At 64.4% G+C, this 15,469-nt stretch carries 15 protein-coding genes; 6 read left to right on the plus strand and 9 right to left on the minus strand.

Annotated features, from left to right (window positions below):
• Positions 1–133 precede the first annotated feature (133 nt).
• Genes NCT04_RS27955 through NCT04_RS27980 form a run of 6 tightly spaced genes read left to right on the plus strand, consistent with a single transcriptional unit; the run spans position 134 to position 6,738 of the window.
• On the plus strand, positions 134–1,165 hold the full coding sequence (locus NCT04_RS27955; protein ID WP_250469012.1) for a TRAP transporter substrate-binding protein: 1,032 nt from the start codon (positions 134–136) through the stop codon (positions 1,163–1,165).
• Positions 1,166–1,170: 5 nt separating this feature from the next.
• Positions 1,171–3,069 carry a TRAP transporter large permease gene (locus tag NCT04_RS27960; protein WP_250469014.1) on the plus strand — a complete coding sequence of 633 codons (1,899 nt, stop codon included), beginning with the start codon at positions 1,171–1,173 and terminating at the stop codon, positions 3,067–3,069.
• Between the two features lie 32 nt (positions 3,070–3,101).
• Positions 3,102–4,154, plus strand: coding sequence for a LacI family DNA-binding transcriptional regulator (locus tag NCT04_RS27965; RefSeq protein WP_250469016.1), 1,053 nt, complete (start codon positions 3,102–3,104; stop codon positions 4,152–4,154).
• Between the two features lie 20 nt (positions 4,155–4,174).
• Positions 4,175–5,200 carry a hydroxyacid dehydrogenase gene (locus NCT04_RS27970; protein ID WP_250469018.1) on the plus strand — a complete coding sequence of 342 codons (1,026 nt, stop codon included), beginning with the start codon at positions 4,175–4,177 and terminating at the stop codon, positions 5,198–5,200.
• Positions 5,197–5,991 carry an amidohydrolase family protein gene (locus NCT04_RS27975; protein ID WP_250469020.1) on the plus strand — a complete coding sequence of 265 codons (795 nt, stop codon included), beginning with the start codon at positions 5,197–5,199 and terminating at the stop codon, positions 5,989–5,991. Before NCT04_RS27970 ends, NCT04_RS27975 begins: the two co-directional genes overlap by 4 nt.
• 48 nt (positions 5,992–6,039) lie before the next feature.
• On the plus strand, positions 6,040–6,738 hold the full coding sequence (locus NCT04_RS27980; protein WP_250469022.1) for an SDR family oxidoreductase: 699 nt from the start codon (positions 6,040–6,042) through the stop codon (positions 6,736–6,738).
• A gap of 54 nt (positions 6,739–6,792) precedes the next feature.
• On the opposite strand, the gene NCT04_RS27985 is transcribed toward NCT04_RS27980, so the two are convergent.
• The 9 genes from NCT04_RS27985 to NCT04_RS28025 form a co-directional block, all read right to left on the minus strand.
• On the minus strand, positions 6,793–7,836 hold the full coding sequence (locus NCT04_RS27985; RefSeq protein ID WP_250469024.1) for a sensor domain-containing diguanylate cyclase: 1,044 nt from the start codon (positions 7,834–7,836) through the stop codon (positions 6,793–6,795).
• Between the two features lie 86 nt (positions 7,837–7,922).
• Positions 7,923–9,125: an SAM-dependent methyltransferase gene (locus NCT04_RS27990; protein ID WP_250469026.1), complete on the minus strand. Its 1,203-nt coding sequence runs from the start codon at positions 9,123–9,125 to the stop codon at positions 7,923–7,925.
• An 18-nt stretch (positions 9,126–9,143) separates the two neighbouring features.
• Entirely contained in the window at positions 9,144–9,953 is an 810-nt protein-coding gene (locus NCT04_RS27995; RefSeq protein ID WP_250469028.1) for a DUF1365 domain-containing protein, read from the minus strand.
• Positions 9,938–11,239: an NAD(P)/FAD-dependent oxidoreductase gene (locus tag NCT04_RS28000; protein ID WP_250469030.1), complete on the minus strand. Its 1,302-nt coding sequence runs from the start codon at positions 11,237–11,239 to the stop codon at positions 9,938–9,940. The genes NCT04_RS27995 and NCT04_RS28000 overlap by 16 nt, the downstream gene beginning before the upstream one ends.
• Positions 11,240–11,351: 112 nt before the next feature.
• Complete coding sequence (locus NCT04_RS28005) at positions 11,352–11,951, minus strand: lipocalin family protein (protein WP_250469032.1); 600 nt, start codon at positions 11,949–11,951, stop codon at positions 11,352–11,354.
• Positions 11,948–13,090: an SAM-dependent methyltransferase gene (locus NCT04_RS28010; RefSeq protein WP_250469049.1), complete on the minus strand. Its 1,143-nt coding sequence runs from the start codon at positions 13,088–13,090 to the stop codon at positions 11,948–11,950. The genes NCT04_RS28005 and NCT04_RS28010 overlap by 4 nt, the downstream gene beginning before the upstream one ends.
• A gap of 16 nt (positions 13,091–13,106) precedes the next feature.
• Positions 13,107–13,895 carry a DUF1295 domain-containing protein gene (locus NCT04_RS28015; RefSeq protein WP_250469051.1) on the minus strand — a complete coding sequence of 263 codons (789 nt, stop codon included), beginning with the start codon at positions 13,893–13,895 and terminating at the stop codon, positions 13,107–13,109.
• A gap of 233 nt (positions 13,896–14,128) precedes the next feature.
• Positions 14,129–14,857: an anti-sigma factor gene (locus tag NCT04_RS28020; protein ID WP_244829831.1), complete on the minus strand. Its 729-nt coding sequence runs from the start codon at positions 14,855–14,857 to the stop codon at positions 14,129–14,131.
• A complete protein-coding gene (locus NCT04_RS28025; protein WP_244829830.1) occupies positions 14,854–15,468 on the minus strand; it encodes a sigma-70 family RNA polymerase sigma factor in 615 nt (204 codons plus the stop codon). The genes NCT04_RS28020 and NCT04_RS28025 overlap by 4 nt, the downstream gene beginning before the upstream one ends.
• Position 15,469: the final 1 nt, after the last annotated feature.

Here is a 15,469-nt window from a genome sequence, read left to right on the forward strand (position 1 = left end):
CATCCGGAGCGCGGCAGAATCAGCGGGATAACCCCTATGGGTGAAGATCCGCCCGCCGTTTACTGTATCGATACACTAAATCGATACAGCCGCAACCGGCGCACTGCGATCCGCGGCTCTCAGGAGACAAGACATGCAATCGACATCCCGGCGACGCTTCCTTCAAACCGCCTCGGCAGCCTCGCTCGCGGTGGCGGGCGGTGCGTTGCCGTCGCTCGCACGCGCGCAGGCGCCGGTCGCGCTGCGGCTTTCGTCGTCGATGCCCGCGAATCAAAACGCCGCGCACTACGTCTGGTATCAGTACCTGGCTGAAAACCTGAAGGCGAGCGTGGGCGAGCAGATTCGCATCGATTATTTTCCGAACAATCAACTCGGCAAGGAAAGCGACGTCGTTCAGCAAGTGAAGGTCGGCGCGGTCGACATGATGGTGACGGGCTCGTCCATCTGGGCAACGGTTCTGCCCGAACTCGGCATGCTCGACCTGGGTTATGTCTTCGATAACTTCGATCACGTCGGCCGCGCGATGGACGGCAGCGTCGGCCAGAGCTTCGACAGCCTGCTGCAAAAGCGCGCGGGTTGCTCGGTCATCACGTGGGGCTATTCGTTCGGCGGCCGCAATGTGTTCACGAAGAAGCCCGCGCACTCGCTCGCGGAAATCAAGGGCGTGAAACTGCGCGTGCTGCCCACGCCCGCTTTCATGGACACGTTCAAGCTGATGGGCGCGGTGCCGACGCCCATTCCCATCGGCGAGTTGTACATGGCGGCGCAAACCGGTGTCGTCGACGGCTTCGAGCACGATTGCGCGACCGTGCTCGCGAGCAAATACGACGAAGTGGTGAAGTCGTGCTGGCAGACGCAGCACGTGTTCAGCCCGCTCGTCGTCGTGATGGGCCGCCGCTCGCTCGACAAGATTCCCGCGAATCTTCGGCCGGCCTTCCAGAAGGCCGCGCAGGATGCGACGGCGAAGCAACGCACGGTAGCCGTGCAGACGGCGGCGCGCGCCGAGCAGGAACTGAAGCAGCGCGGCATGACTTTCTTCCCGATGTCGCCCGCGGACCGCGAGACCGCGCGTCACGAAATGCAGACGCAGTTGTACGCGAATTTCGCGAAACAGTATCCCGCGACCGCGCCGCTTTTTCCGGCCATCGCCGCCGCACGAGGCTGAACGCCATGACCTCTTTCTCCGCGACGCCCGGCCCCGAAGCGCAGCTTGCGGCCGCGCCCGGCTTCGGCCAGAAGACCGCGCTCACGCGCGCGCTCGCCGTCGTCATGCGCTGGATCGAATACATTTGCGCCGCCGTGCTCGCGGCCGATGTGATCGTGGTGTTCGTCTCCGTCATCTATCGCTACTTTCTGCACGATCCAGTCGATTGGGCCGAGGAGATCGCGCGTGCGTTGATGATTGTGCTGGTCTTCTTCGGCGCGGCGACCGTGCTTGCGCGCAGTCAGCATGTCGGCGTCGATCTGTTTCGCGCGGCGCTGCCCGCACGCTGGCAACCGGCGCTGATTCAGGCCGGGCACTGGATCATCGCGGGCGTGGCGGCCAATCTGTGCTTCTCGTCGTGCCTCTTGCTCGTCGATTCCTACGGCCAGATGACGCCAAGCGGCCTGCCCGCGTGGATCAACGTGTATCCGCTCGTCGCGGGCAGTGTGTTCATGGCGGTGTTCGCGCTCGCCAATGCATTGAACGGGCCGCGCAAGACGGTGTTCGGCGCGCTCATCGGTTGCGTCGTGGTCGCGGCGGCGCTGTTCGGCTGGAACGCGCTCATGCCCGATCACGCGATCAAGCCGGGCATTCTGCTCGCGGCCGGTTTCGTCAGCGGACTCGTGCTCGGCGTGCCCATCGGCTTCGTGCTCGCGTTTTCCGCGTTGCTGTATTTTCTCGCCGAGCCGACCCTGCCGATCCTCGTCTACTCGCAACAGGTGATGGCCGGCGCCGACCACTTCGTGCTGCTCGCCATTCCGTTCTTCGTGCTTGCGGGCTTGCTGATGGAAACCAACGGCATGTCGTCGCGGCTGATCGAACTCCTGCTGCGTATTTTCGGTCGCGTGCGCGGCGGGCTCGGACTCATCACCATCATGGCGACGGCGTTCTTCTCAGGCGTGTCCGGCTCGAAGCTCGCGGATATCGCGGCGGTCGGCGGCGTGGTCATGCCGGCCGTGCGTCAGAGCAAGCAGGACCCGAACGAAGCGGCGGCGCTCCTCGCGTGCAGCGCGGTGATGGCCGAGACCATTCCGCCGTGCGTGAACATGATCATCATGGGCTTCGTCGCGAACATTTCCATCGCGGGGCTGTTTCTCGCGGGCGTGGTCCCGGCGGCGGTGCTGGCGCTCGCGCTTGCCGTCGTCGCGGTGATCTTCGGGCGTCGTATCAACGTGGCCGATGCGCTCAAGAACCCGCGTGCGTTTCTGCCGCTGATGGGCGGCGCGTTCGTCGCGCTCGTGATGATCGCGATGATCGGCAAGGGCGTGACCTCGGGTATCGCGACATCGACGGAAGTGTCGGCGTTCGCCGTGGTCTATGCGCTCGTGGTCGGCTGGCTCGCGTTTCGCGAACTCACGCCGCGCAAGGTGGCGCGCGTGTTCGTGCGTTCGGCGTCGATGGCAAGCAGCATCCTGTTCATCGTGGCGGCGGCGTCGAGCGTGTCGTTCGCGCTCACCATCGAGCAGATTCCCGCGCTCGTCTCCGATGCCATGATCAACTTCGCGCATCAATACGGACCGACGATGTTCCTGCTGCTGTCCGTGCTCATCATGATCGTATTCGGCGCGGTGCTGGAAGGCGCACCCGCGCTTATCATCTTTGGACCGCTTCTCACGCCGATCGCCACGCAGCTCGGCATCAACCCGCTGCACTTCGGCACGGTGATCGTCGTGGCGATGGGGCTCGGTCTGTTCGCGCCGCCCGTCGGCTTGGGGCTTTTCGCGACCTGCGCGATCACCGGCACGGAAATGAAGGCCGTCGCGAAACCGATGGTCAAATATCTGGTGGTGCTGTGCGCCGCGCTCGTGGTACTCATTCTGGTGCCATCGTTTTCTCTGTGGCTGCCGACCCGGCTCGGCCTGTAGCCTGTTGTCCGAAGTCCGAAACAAGAACTGTCATGAGCACCATTCAGGACGTAGCCCGCCACGCTGGTGTATCCGTGAGCACGGTTTCCAACGTGCTCAACGGCCGTACCGACCAGATGCGTCAGGAAACGCTCGCGCGGGTGCAGGCCGCGATGACCGCGCTGCAATACCGTCCGAGCACGCTTGCGCGCCAGCTGAAGACCGGTCAGACGCCGCTCGTCGGCTTGCTCGTGCCGTCCATCGCCAATCCGATGCACGGCTATATCGCTCGCGAGGTCGAGACTTACGCGCAAGAGCGCTACGGTTATCGCGTGCTGATCGGCAATACGTATCGCGACCCGGCGAAGGAAGCGTCGTTCTTCGAAGATTTGCTCTCGCACGGCGTGCGGCGCGTGATCGTGATCTCATCGCTCGCGGATGAGCGCCATCTGGAAACCGCGGCCGAGCGCGGCATGGTCGTCGTGAGCTACGACCGGCGCGCGACCGAAGGCGAGACCACGCGCATCGATCACGTCACGCCGGACAATTTCGAGGCGGCGCGGCTCGCGACGCGGCATCTCATCGCGCATGGTCACACACGGCTCGGTTATGCGACGCTCGCCGGCATGACGCTGAGCCGGCGCGACAAGATTCGCGGCTTTCTCGCCGCCGCCGAGGAAGCGGGCCTCGGCCACGGCGCGCGCGTGCTCGACAGCGGCCCGGTGAACGAATACGGCGACTCGATGATCGCGGAGAACGGTCGCGCGCTCGCACGCCAACTCTCGGAAGACGCCGCGCGGCCGACCGGAATCGTCGCGGTCAACGACCTGATGGCGCTTGGTCTGATGGCCGGTCTGCGCGAATCGGGCTTGCGCGTACCGGACGATATGTCCGTGGTCGGCATGGACGGGCACTTTCTCGCCGCTATCTCGAACCCCGCGCTCACGACCGTGCAACTGCCCGTTCCTGCGATGGCCGCGGCCATGGTCGAGCGCGTGATGCGTCAGCAAGACGACGCTGTAATCGATTCCGCGCAGGCGCTATTCACCGACATCACGCTCGTCGAGCGCGAATCCGTGGCGCCGCCTGCCGCAAAAGCAACGTAGAAGCCCTTCAGGACCGAGACATGAACAAGGTTTTCGTGAGTCATCCCCGGCACATGCTGGAACACTATTTCGGCGCACGCGCGAGCGCGGCGCTCGACGCCATCGCCGATGCGACCTACAACACGGAAGACCGCGAACTCACGACCGCCGAACTCATCGCGGCCGCGCGCAATGCCGACGTGATCATCGGCTACCGGCAGACCCCCGCGCCACGCGAACTGTTCGCAGCCTTGCCGCGGCTTGCCGCGTTCGTGCGCTGCGCGGTGGATATCCGTACCATTGATGTCGATGCCGCCAGCGATCATGGCGTGCTCGTCACGCAGGCGAGCGCGGGCTTCGTGCCGGCGGTATCGGAATGGGTAATCGGCGCGATGATCGATCTGGGCCGCGCCACCACGGCTTATGCGTCGGCATACCATCGCGGAGAGATGCTGGCGCCGAAGATGGGTCGCGAGTTGCGCGGCAGCACGCTCGGCGTGATCGGCTACGGGCAGATCTCGCGCTATCTGTGCGAGCTTGCGCTGGCGTTCGGCATGCGCGTGGTCGTGTCCGATCCGCACGCGAAGATCGACGATGCTCGCCTGAGTCAGAGCGATCTTCCGGCCTTGCTCGCCGCCGCCGACTTCGTGGTGTGCCTCGCGCCCGCGAACGATGCGACGCGCAATCTGATGAACGCGCAAGCCTTCGCGACGATGAAGCCGGACGCGTATTTCATCAATGCGGCGCGCGGCGAACTCGTCGACGACAATGCCTTGCTGGCCGCGCTGCAAAGCGGCCGTCTTGCGGGCGCGGCGCTCGACGTGGGGCGTGCGCCGGACCAGATGCCTTCGCCGGCGCTGTGCGCGCACGAACGTGTCATCGCGACGCCGCATGTCGGCGGCCTCACGCCGGCTGCGATCGAGCATCAGTCGATGGAAACGGTCGCGCAAACCGAAGCGCTGTTTCAAGGGCGCATGCCGATGGGCGCGGTCAATCCACGGCATGCGTTCAGGCTCGCGCAGCGTGAAGCGCCGAAAGTCGACGCCATTTCGAGCGACGCGCGATGAACGCCTGCGATTGCCACCTCCACGTCTACGACGACGCTTACCCGCTTGCACCGAGCGCGACGTTCCGGCCGCCATCGGCGCCTGCATCGGCTTATCGCGAAGTACAGCGCGCGTTGGGCTTGTCGCGTGCGATCGTCGTGCAGCCGACCGGCTACGGCTTCGACAATCGCTGCACGCTCGCGGCCATCGAACAACTGGGCGAGGGCGCACGCGGCATCGCGGTCGTTCCGCCCGACGTCGACGATGCCGAATTGCAACGTCTGCACGAAGCCGGCATGCGCGGCGTGCGCTACATGATGTTTCCTGGCGGGCTGCTTGCGTGGGACAGCATCGAGGCGATGTCGGCACGTATCGCGCCGCTTGGCTGGAACATCGATCTTCAGCTCGACGGACACACGCTGCCGCAACACGAGGCGCTGCTCGCGCGTTTGCCGTCGAAGCTCGTGATCGATCATATCGGCAAGTTTCAGGGGCCGGTCACGCCTGCAAGCGATGGCTTCGCGTCCCTATGCCGCCTGCTCGACGGACCGCGCTGCTGGATCAAGCTCTCGGCGCCTTACGAGAGTTCACGCAGCGGTGCGCCGGAATACGACGACATCGCGCCGATCGTGCGCACGCTGGCCGCGCGCTATCCGCAGCGCGGCGTGTGGGCGTCGAACTGGCCGCATCCGAACGTGCAGCCGGTTCCGGATAACGCGAGCCTGCTCGACTGGTTTTCTCATTGCATGCCCGATGAAGCCACGCGCGGCAAAATCCTCGTCGATAACCCCGCCGAGCTTTACGAATTCTGAAGCCTGTTCCATCCTATGCTTGAACAGCCACGGCTCAAGGAGCACGCGATGAACACACTCGAAGGAACGACCGTTGTCATCACTGGCGGCTTCGGCAGTCTGGGGCTTGCGACCGCGCGCGTGATGGCCGAGCGCGGGGCACGCATCGCGCTCATCGGCAGGGACGCGCGGCACGACCCGTTGCCCGCGCCGCTTGCGGATGCGTTCATCGTCACGGGCGCCGATTTGTCGGATGCAAAAGCCGCGCAAGCCGCGTTCGACGCAATCGCGCAAAAGTTCGGCGGCGTGCAGGCGCTGGTGAACGTGGCGGGCGCGTTTCGCTGGGAAACCATCGCGGATGGCAGCGTGGACACATGGAACCTCATGTTCGATGTGAACGTGAAGACGGCGCTCAACGCATCGAAGGCGGCCCTCGGGCTCATGCGCGAGGGCGGCGGGCGAATCGTCAACGTGGGCGCGCTGGCGGCGTTGAAAGCGGGAGCGGGGATGGGCGCTTATGCGGCTTCGAAGGCGGCGCTTCTGCGTCTGACCGAAGCGCTTGCCGAAGAGCTCAAGGATCGAGCCATTACCGTGAACGCGATCCTGCCTTCGATTATCGATACCGCACAGAATCGCGCCGATATGCCATCGGCGGATTTCTCGCGCTGGGTACAGCCGGAGGAACTCGGCGCGGTGATCGCGTTTCTCCTATCGGACGATGCACGCTCGATCACGGGCGCGGCGATTCCGGTGGCGGGGCGGGTTTGAGTGTTGGCTTGGCGTGGTTCATCGAGGCCGGAAACCCCGCGCGGCTGATTCACCTCATCGCGACTGCAACCTGAACGCCTCCCCACGAATCCCCGCCCGATCCACCGACGCGATGCGATTGCGCCCGTGTTCCTTCGCCTGATAAAGCTGCGCATCGGTCAGATTGATGAACGTCGTCGGATCGATGCCATCGGTCGGCACGACGGTGCCCACGCCGAAACTCGCCGTCACGCGCTGATTGTGCGGCGAGCGCAGATGCGCGATGTCTTCATCTGCGATCAATTCCCGGCAGCGCTCGGCAATACGCATAACCGCTTCGGCGTCGGTATCCGCGAGCACGAGCACGAACTCCTCACCGCCGAAACGGCCGAGAAAATGCTTTGGCCCGGCGGCCTCGGCGAGCACGCGGGCAACGCGCTTCAGGCATTCGTCGCCTTGCAGATGGCCGTAGTAATCGTTGAAGGACTTGAAGAAGTCGATATCCACCATCACGAGCGACAACGGTTTGCCCGACTCCTTCGCGGCCTGCCATTCGCGCTGCATCACGTTGTCGAACATGCGGCGATTGCCGACGCCCGTGAGGCCGTCGCTCAGCGACAGATGTTCCAGTTCCTTATGCAGGCGCGCGAGTTCTTCCTCGGTGCGCTTGCGTTCGCTGATGTCGAACATGAAGCCGATCAGCGAATCCACGCCGCCTGCCTCGTTGCGCACTACATGCACGACATCGCGCAGCCAGACATAGCCGCCATCCTTGGTCAACGCGCGATAGTCCGCTTCGTGATCCGCGCCCGCCTGCGACTGCGCCACGCAGAAGTTCACGACCGCCTCGCGATCGTCGGGATGCATGCGCGCGGCCCAGTCGTTGACGTCCTTCCACGACGATGGCGCCCAACCCAGCAACGCCTCGATTTGCGGTCCGATATACGCGAACTGCATGGTGGCCCAATCGATCTTCCACGGAATCGCCTTGGTCGATTCGAGCAGCGTTCGATAGACCGCGTGATCGTCTTCGCCGAGCGCGCGTTCGGCTGGCGCGAGCGTGTCTTCGTGGCGCAGGAATTCAGCCTTGAGCGGGCTTTCAAATGGGTCTTGGCTCATCGTGTCGGTCGGAATGGTTCGTTGCGCGTGTTTACGGCCGTTAAGCGCACGTCTTTAACGCATTCGTTCCGCCCTGTCCCGAAGCCTTACCGCACCACGAAATGCATCACATCGATCCGCCCTTCACCAAAGCCCGCCTCGCAAAAAGCCAGATACAGCCGCCACGTGCGAATGAACGCATCGTCGAAACCAAGCGCACGCACTGCGTCTAGCCGCGCTTCGAAAGCGGCGCGCCAGTGATGCAGCGTGCGCGCATAGTCCGCGCCGAACGCAAGCGACGGCGCCGCGTTCATCCCCGCTTTCTGCGCCGCCTGCACGAAGCGCTCGGGGCTCGGCAACATGCCGCCAGGGAAAATCTGCTCGCGGATGAAATCGCTCGACGCGCGATACGCTAGAAAACGCGCATCCTCGATCGTGATCGACTGCACCAGCGCCTGCGCGTCCGGCGCGAGACAGCGGCGCAGCGTGCGGAAGTACGTGGGCCAGAAGCGCTCGCCGACCGCCTCGAACATTTCGATCGACACGATGGCGTCGTATTGCTCACGCAGATCGCGATAATCGCGTAGCTCGATATCGACGAGTTCGCTCAAACCCTCGCGTTCCATGCGTTCGCGCGCGAACGCATGCTGCACCGCCGATATCGTCACGCCATGCACGCGAATGCCCTCGCGCGCCGCATGCCGCGCGAAACCGCCCCAGCCGCAGCCAATCTCGAGCACGCGCATGCCCGCGCGCAAGCCGAGCGTCTCGACGATGCGCCGGTACTTGCGTTCCTGCGCCGCTTCGAGCGAGAGGCTCGCGTCGCCGTCGAACCACGCGCTCGAATAGGTCCACGTGGGGTCGAGCCAGAGCGCGTAAAAGTCGTTGCCGATGTCGTAATGCGCGTGGATATTGCGACGGCTGCCGGCGCGCGTGTTGGGCCGCAGCCGATGCCTGACGTTATGCACGCACTGCGCGATCCAGCCACCGTTCACGGTGCGCTCGACGACCTTCTGATTGCGCATCGCGAGCCGCAATACCGCGGCGGGATCGGGCGTATCGAGCCAGTGATCGCGATACGCCTGCGCAAAGCCGATATCGCCTGAACGGAGAACGGCCCGGCACGCGCGCCAGTCGTGTAGGTGCAGCGTGGCCGCGGGCTGCTGCAGGGCATCGCCGAATACACAGCGGTCGCCGTCGGGCGTGACGAGCACGAGATGACCCACGCGTATGCGTTTGAGGAGGCCCATGAAAAGCCGCGCCGAAAGCGGCATGCCCGCCTGCGCGGAAATCGTCCGCAAAAGATTCATGTCTAGCCTTGTGTTTTGTTATTCGGTCCGTTCTTTCATCGCGTTCGGGTCCTCGGCCGATGGCGGATGTCTGCCGTGGAACGGCACGCGCTTGATCCAGAGCCGAAGCGCCTGCCAGTAAATGCGCGCGACGACGGCGACAGCCAGCAGCGGCTGGCTCAATAGCGTGCGCAAGGCAAGCGGGCCGGTTAGCGGCCGCGCCTTCAGGCCGATTGCCGTGCGAATCAATAGCCCGTCGCGGTCGCGATAGTCGATCGCGACCGACAGCCGGTCGCCATGCCGCCGCACGCGAAAGGCATAGTCGCCATCGACGTCGCAGAAAGGGGATACGTGCAGCGTCTTGCGGCAGGCGAGCTCGGTGTCGTCGACGATAGGCGCGTGGTCGGGCGCACTCAAGAGATAGCCGCGATGCTCGCCGAAGGTGTTGCGCACGTCCGCGTACAGCGCGCGCAAGTTGCCCGCGCGGTCATGGCAGAACCAGAAGCTCACGGGATTGAAAGCATGGCCGAAGACGCGCGGAATGGAGAGCAGCCGGATTTCGCCATCGGCGGGAATCGCGGCATCGGCGAGGCGGGCACGCATCCACGTTTGCAGATCGCTGCCATCGCGCGGACCGAAGTCGCGCTGGAAAACCGCGAACGGCCGAACCTGGTCGATGCCGAACCACGCACGCTTCACTTCGCCAAGGCGCGCGAGGTCGCAAGAGACATAACAAACCGGATACTCGAAGCGATGATGCACCGGCCGCAGGCGCTCGTGCATCACGCGGCCCGTGAGCAAACGTGCTGCCTCGCCGTGGCCGCGCGCGACCTTCACAAGCGCGCCCATTCCGGTTCCACGCCAAAGTCCCGCGCGATCCTCAACGCCGACTTCAGGCCGTCCTCGTGAAAGCCGTATCCGGTCCACGCACCCGCGAACCAGGTGTTGTGCACGCCCTGAATCTCGGGCAGGCGCTGCTGTGCATCCACGGCGGCGAGATCGAGCAGCGGATGCTCGTATTCGTAGCGGCCGAGTTCGCTGCCGGGCGCGGGTTCATCGACGGGATTGAGCGTCACGATCACCGGTGTCTCGAACGGCAGCGGCTGAAGCTGATTGAGCAGATAGCTCACGCACACCGGTTCGGCCTCACCGTGGCCCGCCCACGCGCGCGCGCCGAGATAGTTCCACGCCGACCACACGCGGCGGCGGCGCGGCAGCAACGCGCGATCCGTATGCAGCACGGCAAGATTGCGCTGATAGCGCACGGCAGAAAGCAATGTGCGCTCGCCGGCCGAAGCGTCGTCGAGCAGATGCAGGCTCGTTGGCGCGTGGGTGGCGAGGACGAGAGCATCGAAACGCTCGGGTCCGGCGTCATCGGTCATGACGACGACGCCTTCGTCATCGCGACGAATACCGCGCACGGGCGTGCCGATGCGCACATCGTCGAGCGTTGCCGCGATACGCCGCACATACTCGCGTCCGCCGCCCGTCACGGTGCGCCACCGCGGCCGGTTGTTGACCTGCAAGAGCGCGTGATTGAGACAGAAGCGCAGAAAGGTCGCGGCGGGAAAACGCAGGATGTCGCTGGCGGCGCTCGACCAGATCGCGGCGGCCATCGGCAAAAGATAGTGACGCTGAAACGGCGCGCCATAACCGCCTTCGAGCAGCAACTCGCCGACCGAACACCGGTTGAGCGTCGCACGCTCCAAATGCTGCTGCGCCGATGCATTGAAGCGCAGAATGTCGCGCAACATGCCGATGAACGCGGGCGAAAACAGATTGCGCCGCTGCGCGAAGACCGTGTTCAGACTCGTGCCTGCCCATTCGAGCCGCCCGCCATCGAGCGACACGGAAAACGACATGTCGCTTTGATGCGTCGCCACGCCGAGTTCTGCGAGCATCGCGATCAGGTTCGGATACGTGCGCTCGTTGAAGACGAGAAAGCCGGTATCCACGGGATGCCGTTTGCCATCCAGTTCCACGTCCACGGTGTTGGTATGGCCGCCGAGATAATCCGCGGATTCGAACAACGTCACGCGATGCTTGCGCGCGAGCAGCCACGCGCTCGCCAGTCCGGCGATTCCCGCGCCGACCACGGCGATGCGCTGACCTTGTCCTGGTGCTCTTCGGTTCATGTCGAGAGGTCTCCTCGCGCCGAGTGGGCCATTGCGGGCAGCGGTCAAACGTGTCGTCGCAAATCAATACGATGCGGCGCGCCCGCCGGATGCAAATGGCATGCAAAGGTTTTCAGTCGCCCTGTCCGGGACTCTGAAAGCCTGGCTGTCCGATCTGCTCGGGGCTTTGCGGCACGCGCCGGAACTGCGTCGTGTCGTATCCCATTGCGTCCAGACGCGCGAGGAGCGAGCGATACGTCTCGTCGTTCATGGTCGGCTCGCGCGAGAAGATCCAGCCGAGCTTCTTGTTGGGATAGCCGAGAATGGTGTAGCGATAATCCGGATCGACATAAAGCGTCATCTGCGTCACGTGGATCGGCCAGAAGATGCGCACGCTCCATTCGCCGCTGCCGCTGCCGGGCTTCACCGAATCGAGAAACTGATGATGCGTTTCGGGCGCGTCGAAGCCCTTCTTGCGGCCGAAGAACTCGTCGACGATCTTGCCGTCGTCGCGCAAGGTCCACATGACATGGCTCGCGACGAAATCGCGTTCGGCGAAGTAGGGGATATTCGCGATCACGAACCAGCGTCCCATATAGCGCGGCAGATCGACAGGCACGCTTTCCAAAGGCTGTTCGGCGCGCGGGTTCGGATTCGGCGGACCATTCGAGCAGCTTGCAACCAGCAGGATGATGCCCGCGCCAGCGAGCGCGGCAATGAGTGCGCGTTTCATGAGATGACCTTTGACTGAAGAGTGTTCGGCCGAGTGTTCAGCCGCTTCTCGAACAGGTAGTGCGCGACGCCCCACTCACTACCGGACGCATAGCCGAACAGTTCGGACACTGCCATATAAAACATGCGCCAGCGTTGCAGCCAGAGTGCGGCGTCGTCGCCATAAGTGTTCTGAAGCATCGGCATGACGCGAGCGCGCGCCGCGTCGAGCGCGGCGAGCCAGAGATCGGACGTGCGCGCGTAGTGCGAGCCGTTGACCCACCATTGGCGCGTCACGCGCAAATCGTCCTGGAAGTTGAGCAGCAGCGCGGCGGACGGCATGGTTCCGCCGGTGAAGAAATAGCGCGACATCCAGTCCGAACTGTCGCGCGAGGCGAAGTGATAAGCGAGCGTGCGATGCGCGAAAATATGCACGAAGAGCTTGCCGTCGTCGGCGAGCCAGCGCGCAATCTTTTCGAGCAGCAGGCCGTAATTCTTCATGTGCTCGAACATTTCGACAGACAGAATGCGGTCGAACGCGACGGCGTCGCCATCGGCGGGGAAATCGAAATCGACGATATTGCCGGTCGTGACCAGCAGGTTCGTGAGACCGCGCTGGGCCGCGCGAGCCTCGATGAACGCGCGCTGTCCATGCGAATTCGACAACGCGACGATGCGCGCATTCGGGTAACGCTCGGCGAGCCACAACGCGAGCGAGCCCCAGCCGCAGCCGAGATCGAGAATGCGCTGGCCATCGGCGAGTTGCGCGCGTTCGGCATAGCTTTCGAGCATCGCAATCTCGCTTTGTGCGAGCGTTTCCTGGCCGCTCGGAAAATAGCCACACGAATATTTGAGGCGCGGCCCGAGATGAGCTTCGAAGAACGCGCCCGGCAACTCGTAATGCTGCGTGTTGGCAGCTTGCGTTTCGATGGCAATGGGGCTCGTGCGCAAATCGGCCAGCAGCGTATCGAGCGCTTGCGTGCGGCGCTCGCCGTCGCCCGCGTGTTCGTCGCGCAGACGCTGGCGGATGAAAGCGCGCATGCCGGCGCGCACCAGCGCGTCGGGAAGCCAGCCGCGTTCGCAGAGGCGAATCATCCAGCTTTTGTCCAACGGGGGATTCGAATTGTCGAGCGGGCTGGCCTGTCGTGTCGATGCGTTCATCGGCAAAATCCTGGGGTTATGAATGCACGGGCGGCTTCGGCGGCCACGGCACCAGCACGCTGGTCGTGCGCATGTAGTCGCGATAACCGTCGCGCGTTTCGGCAAGCCGCGCTTCGAGCAGCGGAATGCCCGACACCTTGATGAGGAGCCACGCCATCAACAGCGGCGGCGCGATGGTGAGCCAGCTCCACGGCAGGCCGATCGACAGCACCGCGTAGGCAACCCAGTGCACGCACTCGAAGAAATAGTTGGGATGACGCGAGTAACGCCAGAGGCCGTCGCGGCACACCTTGCCGTGATGCGATGGGTCGGCGGCAAAGCGCTTCAACTGGCGGTCGGCCAGCGCTTCGCCTGCCACGGCGATGATCCACACCACGACCGCCGCCGCGATAGCCACCGAATGCGCGGGCTCGACCGAATATGCGGGCACGAAGAACGCGAGCGCGAGCAAGATGGAGATGAGCACCTGCAACTGGAAGAACCAGAACATGTTGCGCGCCGCTGCCGCGCCCCAGCGTTCACGAAACGCGTGATAACGCGGGTCTTCGGGTTTGCCGTGATTGCGCCGCCACAGATGCAAGGCAAGGCGCGCGCCCCAGACGCATCCGCCAGCCGCGACGCATAGACGATTGATGGACGCGCCAGTCCCGGCCACCGCGATAAACAGCGCGACGAGTGCGAGCGATGCCGCCCAGATCGGATCGATCATGCCGGCGTTTTTCGAGCGCAATTGCCAGAGCCATACGGCGCTGAAGAGCAGCACGAGGCCGGCGAAGGCAATCAGGAAGGAGACGACAACGGGCATGCGAAGCTCCACGAACATGCGTTCGATAGAGCAATACGGATGCCGGTTTGAGATGGATGCAGTTAGAGCGCGTCTTGTTGACGGCGAACGAAAACTCGACGTCGGCGTGGGCGTTGGTTCGTCGGATCACCGGTGAAGCAGGCTTGTTAGGCGGCGCGACGACTACTTTCGATCGCGAAGCCAAGCGGTGCGCTGCAAAGAATGCAAGCGCACCGCCTATGTAACGTAGCGCGTTACGTGCCGCGAATCTCGCCCGTGCCGATCACGGGACCCGTCGGCGCACCGGTCGGCGATCCGCCCGGCGGTTCCACCGACACCGCCAGCACCGCCTTGTTGCTCAGCAGCGCCATGATCTCGGGCGGAAGGTTCATGGTCGCAGGCGTGTTCGACGGGAATACGCCTAGCGCGATCGGCTTCGCGTCCGGCGGGATCAGCCAGAGCTCGGTCGCGCGATCCGCCGCGATGACCGATTGCACCGCCGGTACGACCACCATGCGCGAACGCGAGACATCGACGGTTGCGGTCCAGTGCGCGACGCCGTCCTTCTGCGCGATGGTCGCCACCATGTATTGCGGCGCCTGAGCGACGGTTGGCTGCGGCGGCGCTTGCGGCGCGCGCGTGAGATTCACCGCGACCAGCACCAGAGCGACGGCGCTCGCGCCGACGGCCAGCCAGCGCCACAGATCGAGGCTGTTCCACCAGCCGCTCTTCTTGGCCACCGAGCCTTCCGGCAGGAAACCGAGATCGCGCTGGATTCGCGTCCAGATGCGTGCGGGCGGTGTCACCGGCGCGATGTCCTGCGCGAGCGGAGCGAGCCGCTCGTGCCAGTCATCCAGCGTGCGTTGCAGGCCGGGATTGCGCGTCACGTCCGTTTCCAGCGCGCGGCGCTCCTGCAGGTCGAGCACGCCGAGCGCGTACTCGGCGCAGCGCAGATCGTCTTCGTTTTGGGCGGGCGTGTTCATTGTTCGAGGCACGTCCTGAGTTGCATGAGGCTTCGGCGAATCCAGCTCTTCATGGTGCCGAGCGGCACTGCCAGACGTTGCGCCAGCTCGTTATACGTCGCGCCCGTGAAGAACGCTTCGCGCACCGCGCGGCCTTGCTGCGGCTCCAGACGGTCGAGACATTGTTCGAGCCGCCGCCGCTCTTCGCTCGATTCGGCCGCGGCGGCGGGCGTCGGCGCATCGTCGGCGATTTCGGGGGTTTCGTCGTCGCCGAGCAATTCCTCGCGGCGCTGACGCATGCGGTCGATGGTGCGATTGCGCCCGAGCGTAATGAGCCAGGTGATGGCGCTGCCGCGTTCGGGATCGAAGGAATCGGCGCGACGCCAGGCGGCGGCGTAGACCTCTTGCAGGATGTCCTCGGCTTCGCCTCGGTCGTGCATCATCCGCAAGATCACGCCGAAAACGCGCGACGAGGTCACGCGGTATAACTCCGCGAACGCTTTCTGGTCTCCCTTCGCGACGCGCACGAGCATGTCGTTCAGGCGCTCGCGCCGCAACAGGCCGGCGTCGGTGTCGCTGCCGTCGTTTCGGTCGGAGTAATTGCCGGTGCTGCCGGAGGTAGTGTCCGTCATG

It is taken from the genome of Caballeronia sp. GAFFF2 (assembly GCF_023631485.1).
In the GTDB taxonomy this organism is placed as follows: domain Bacteria; phylum Pseudomonadota; class Gammaproteobacteria; order Burkholderiales; family Burkholderiaceae; genus Caballeronia.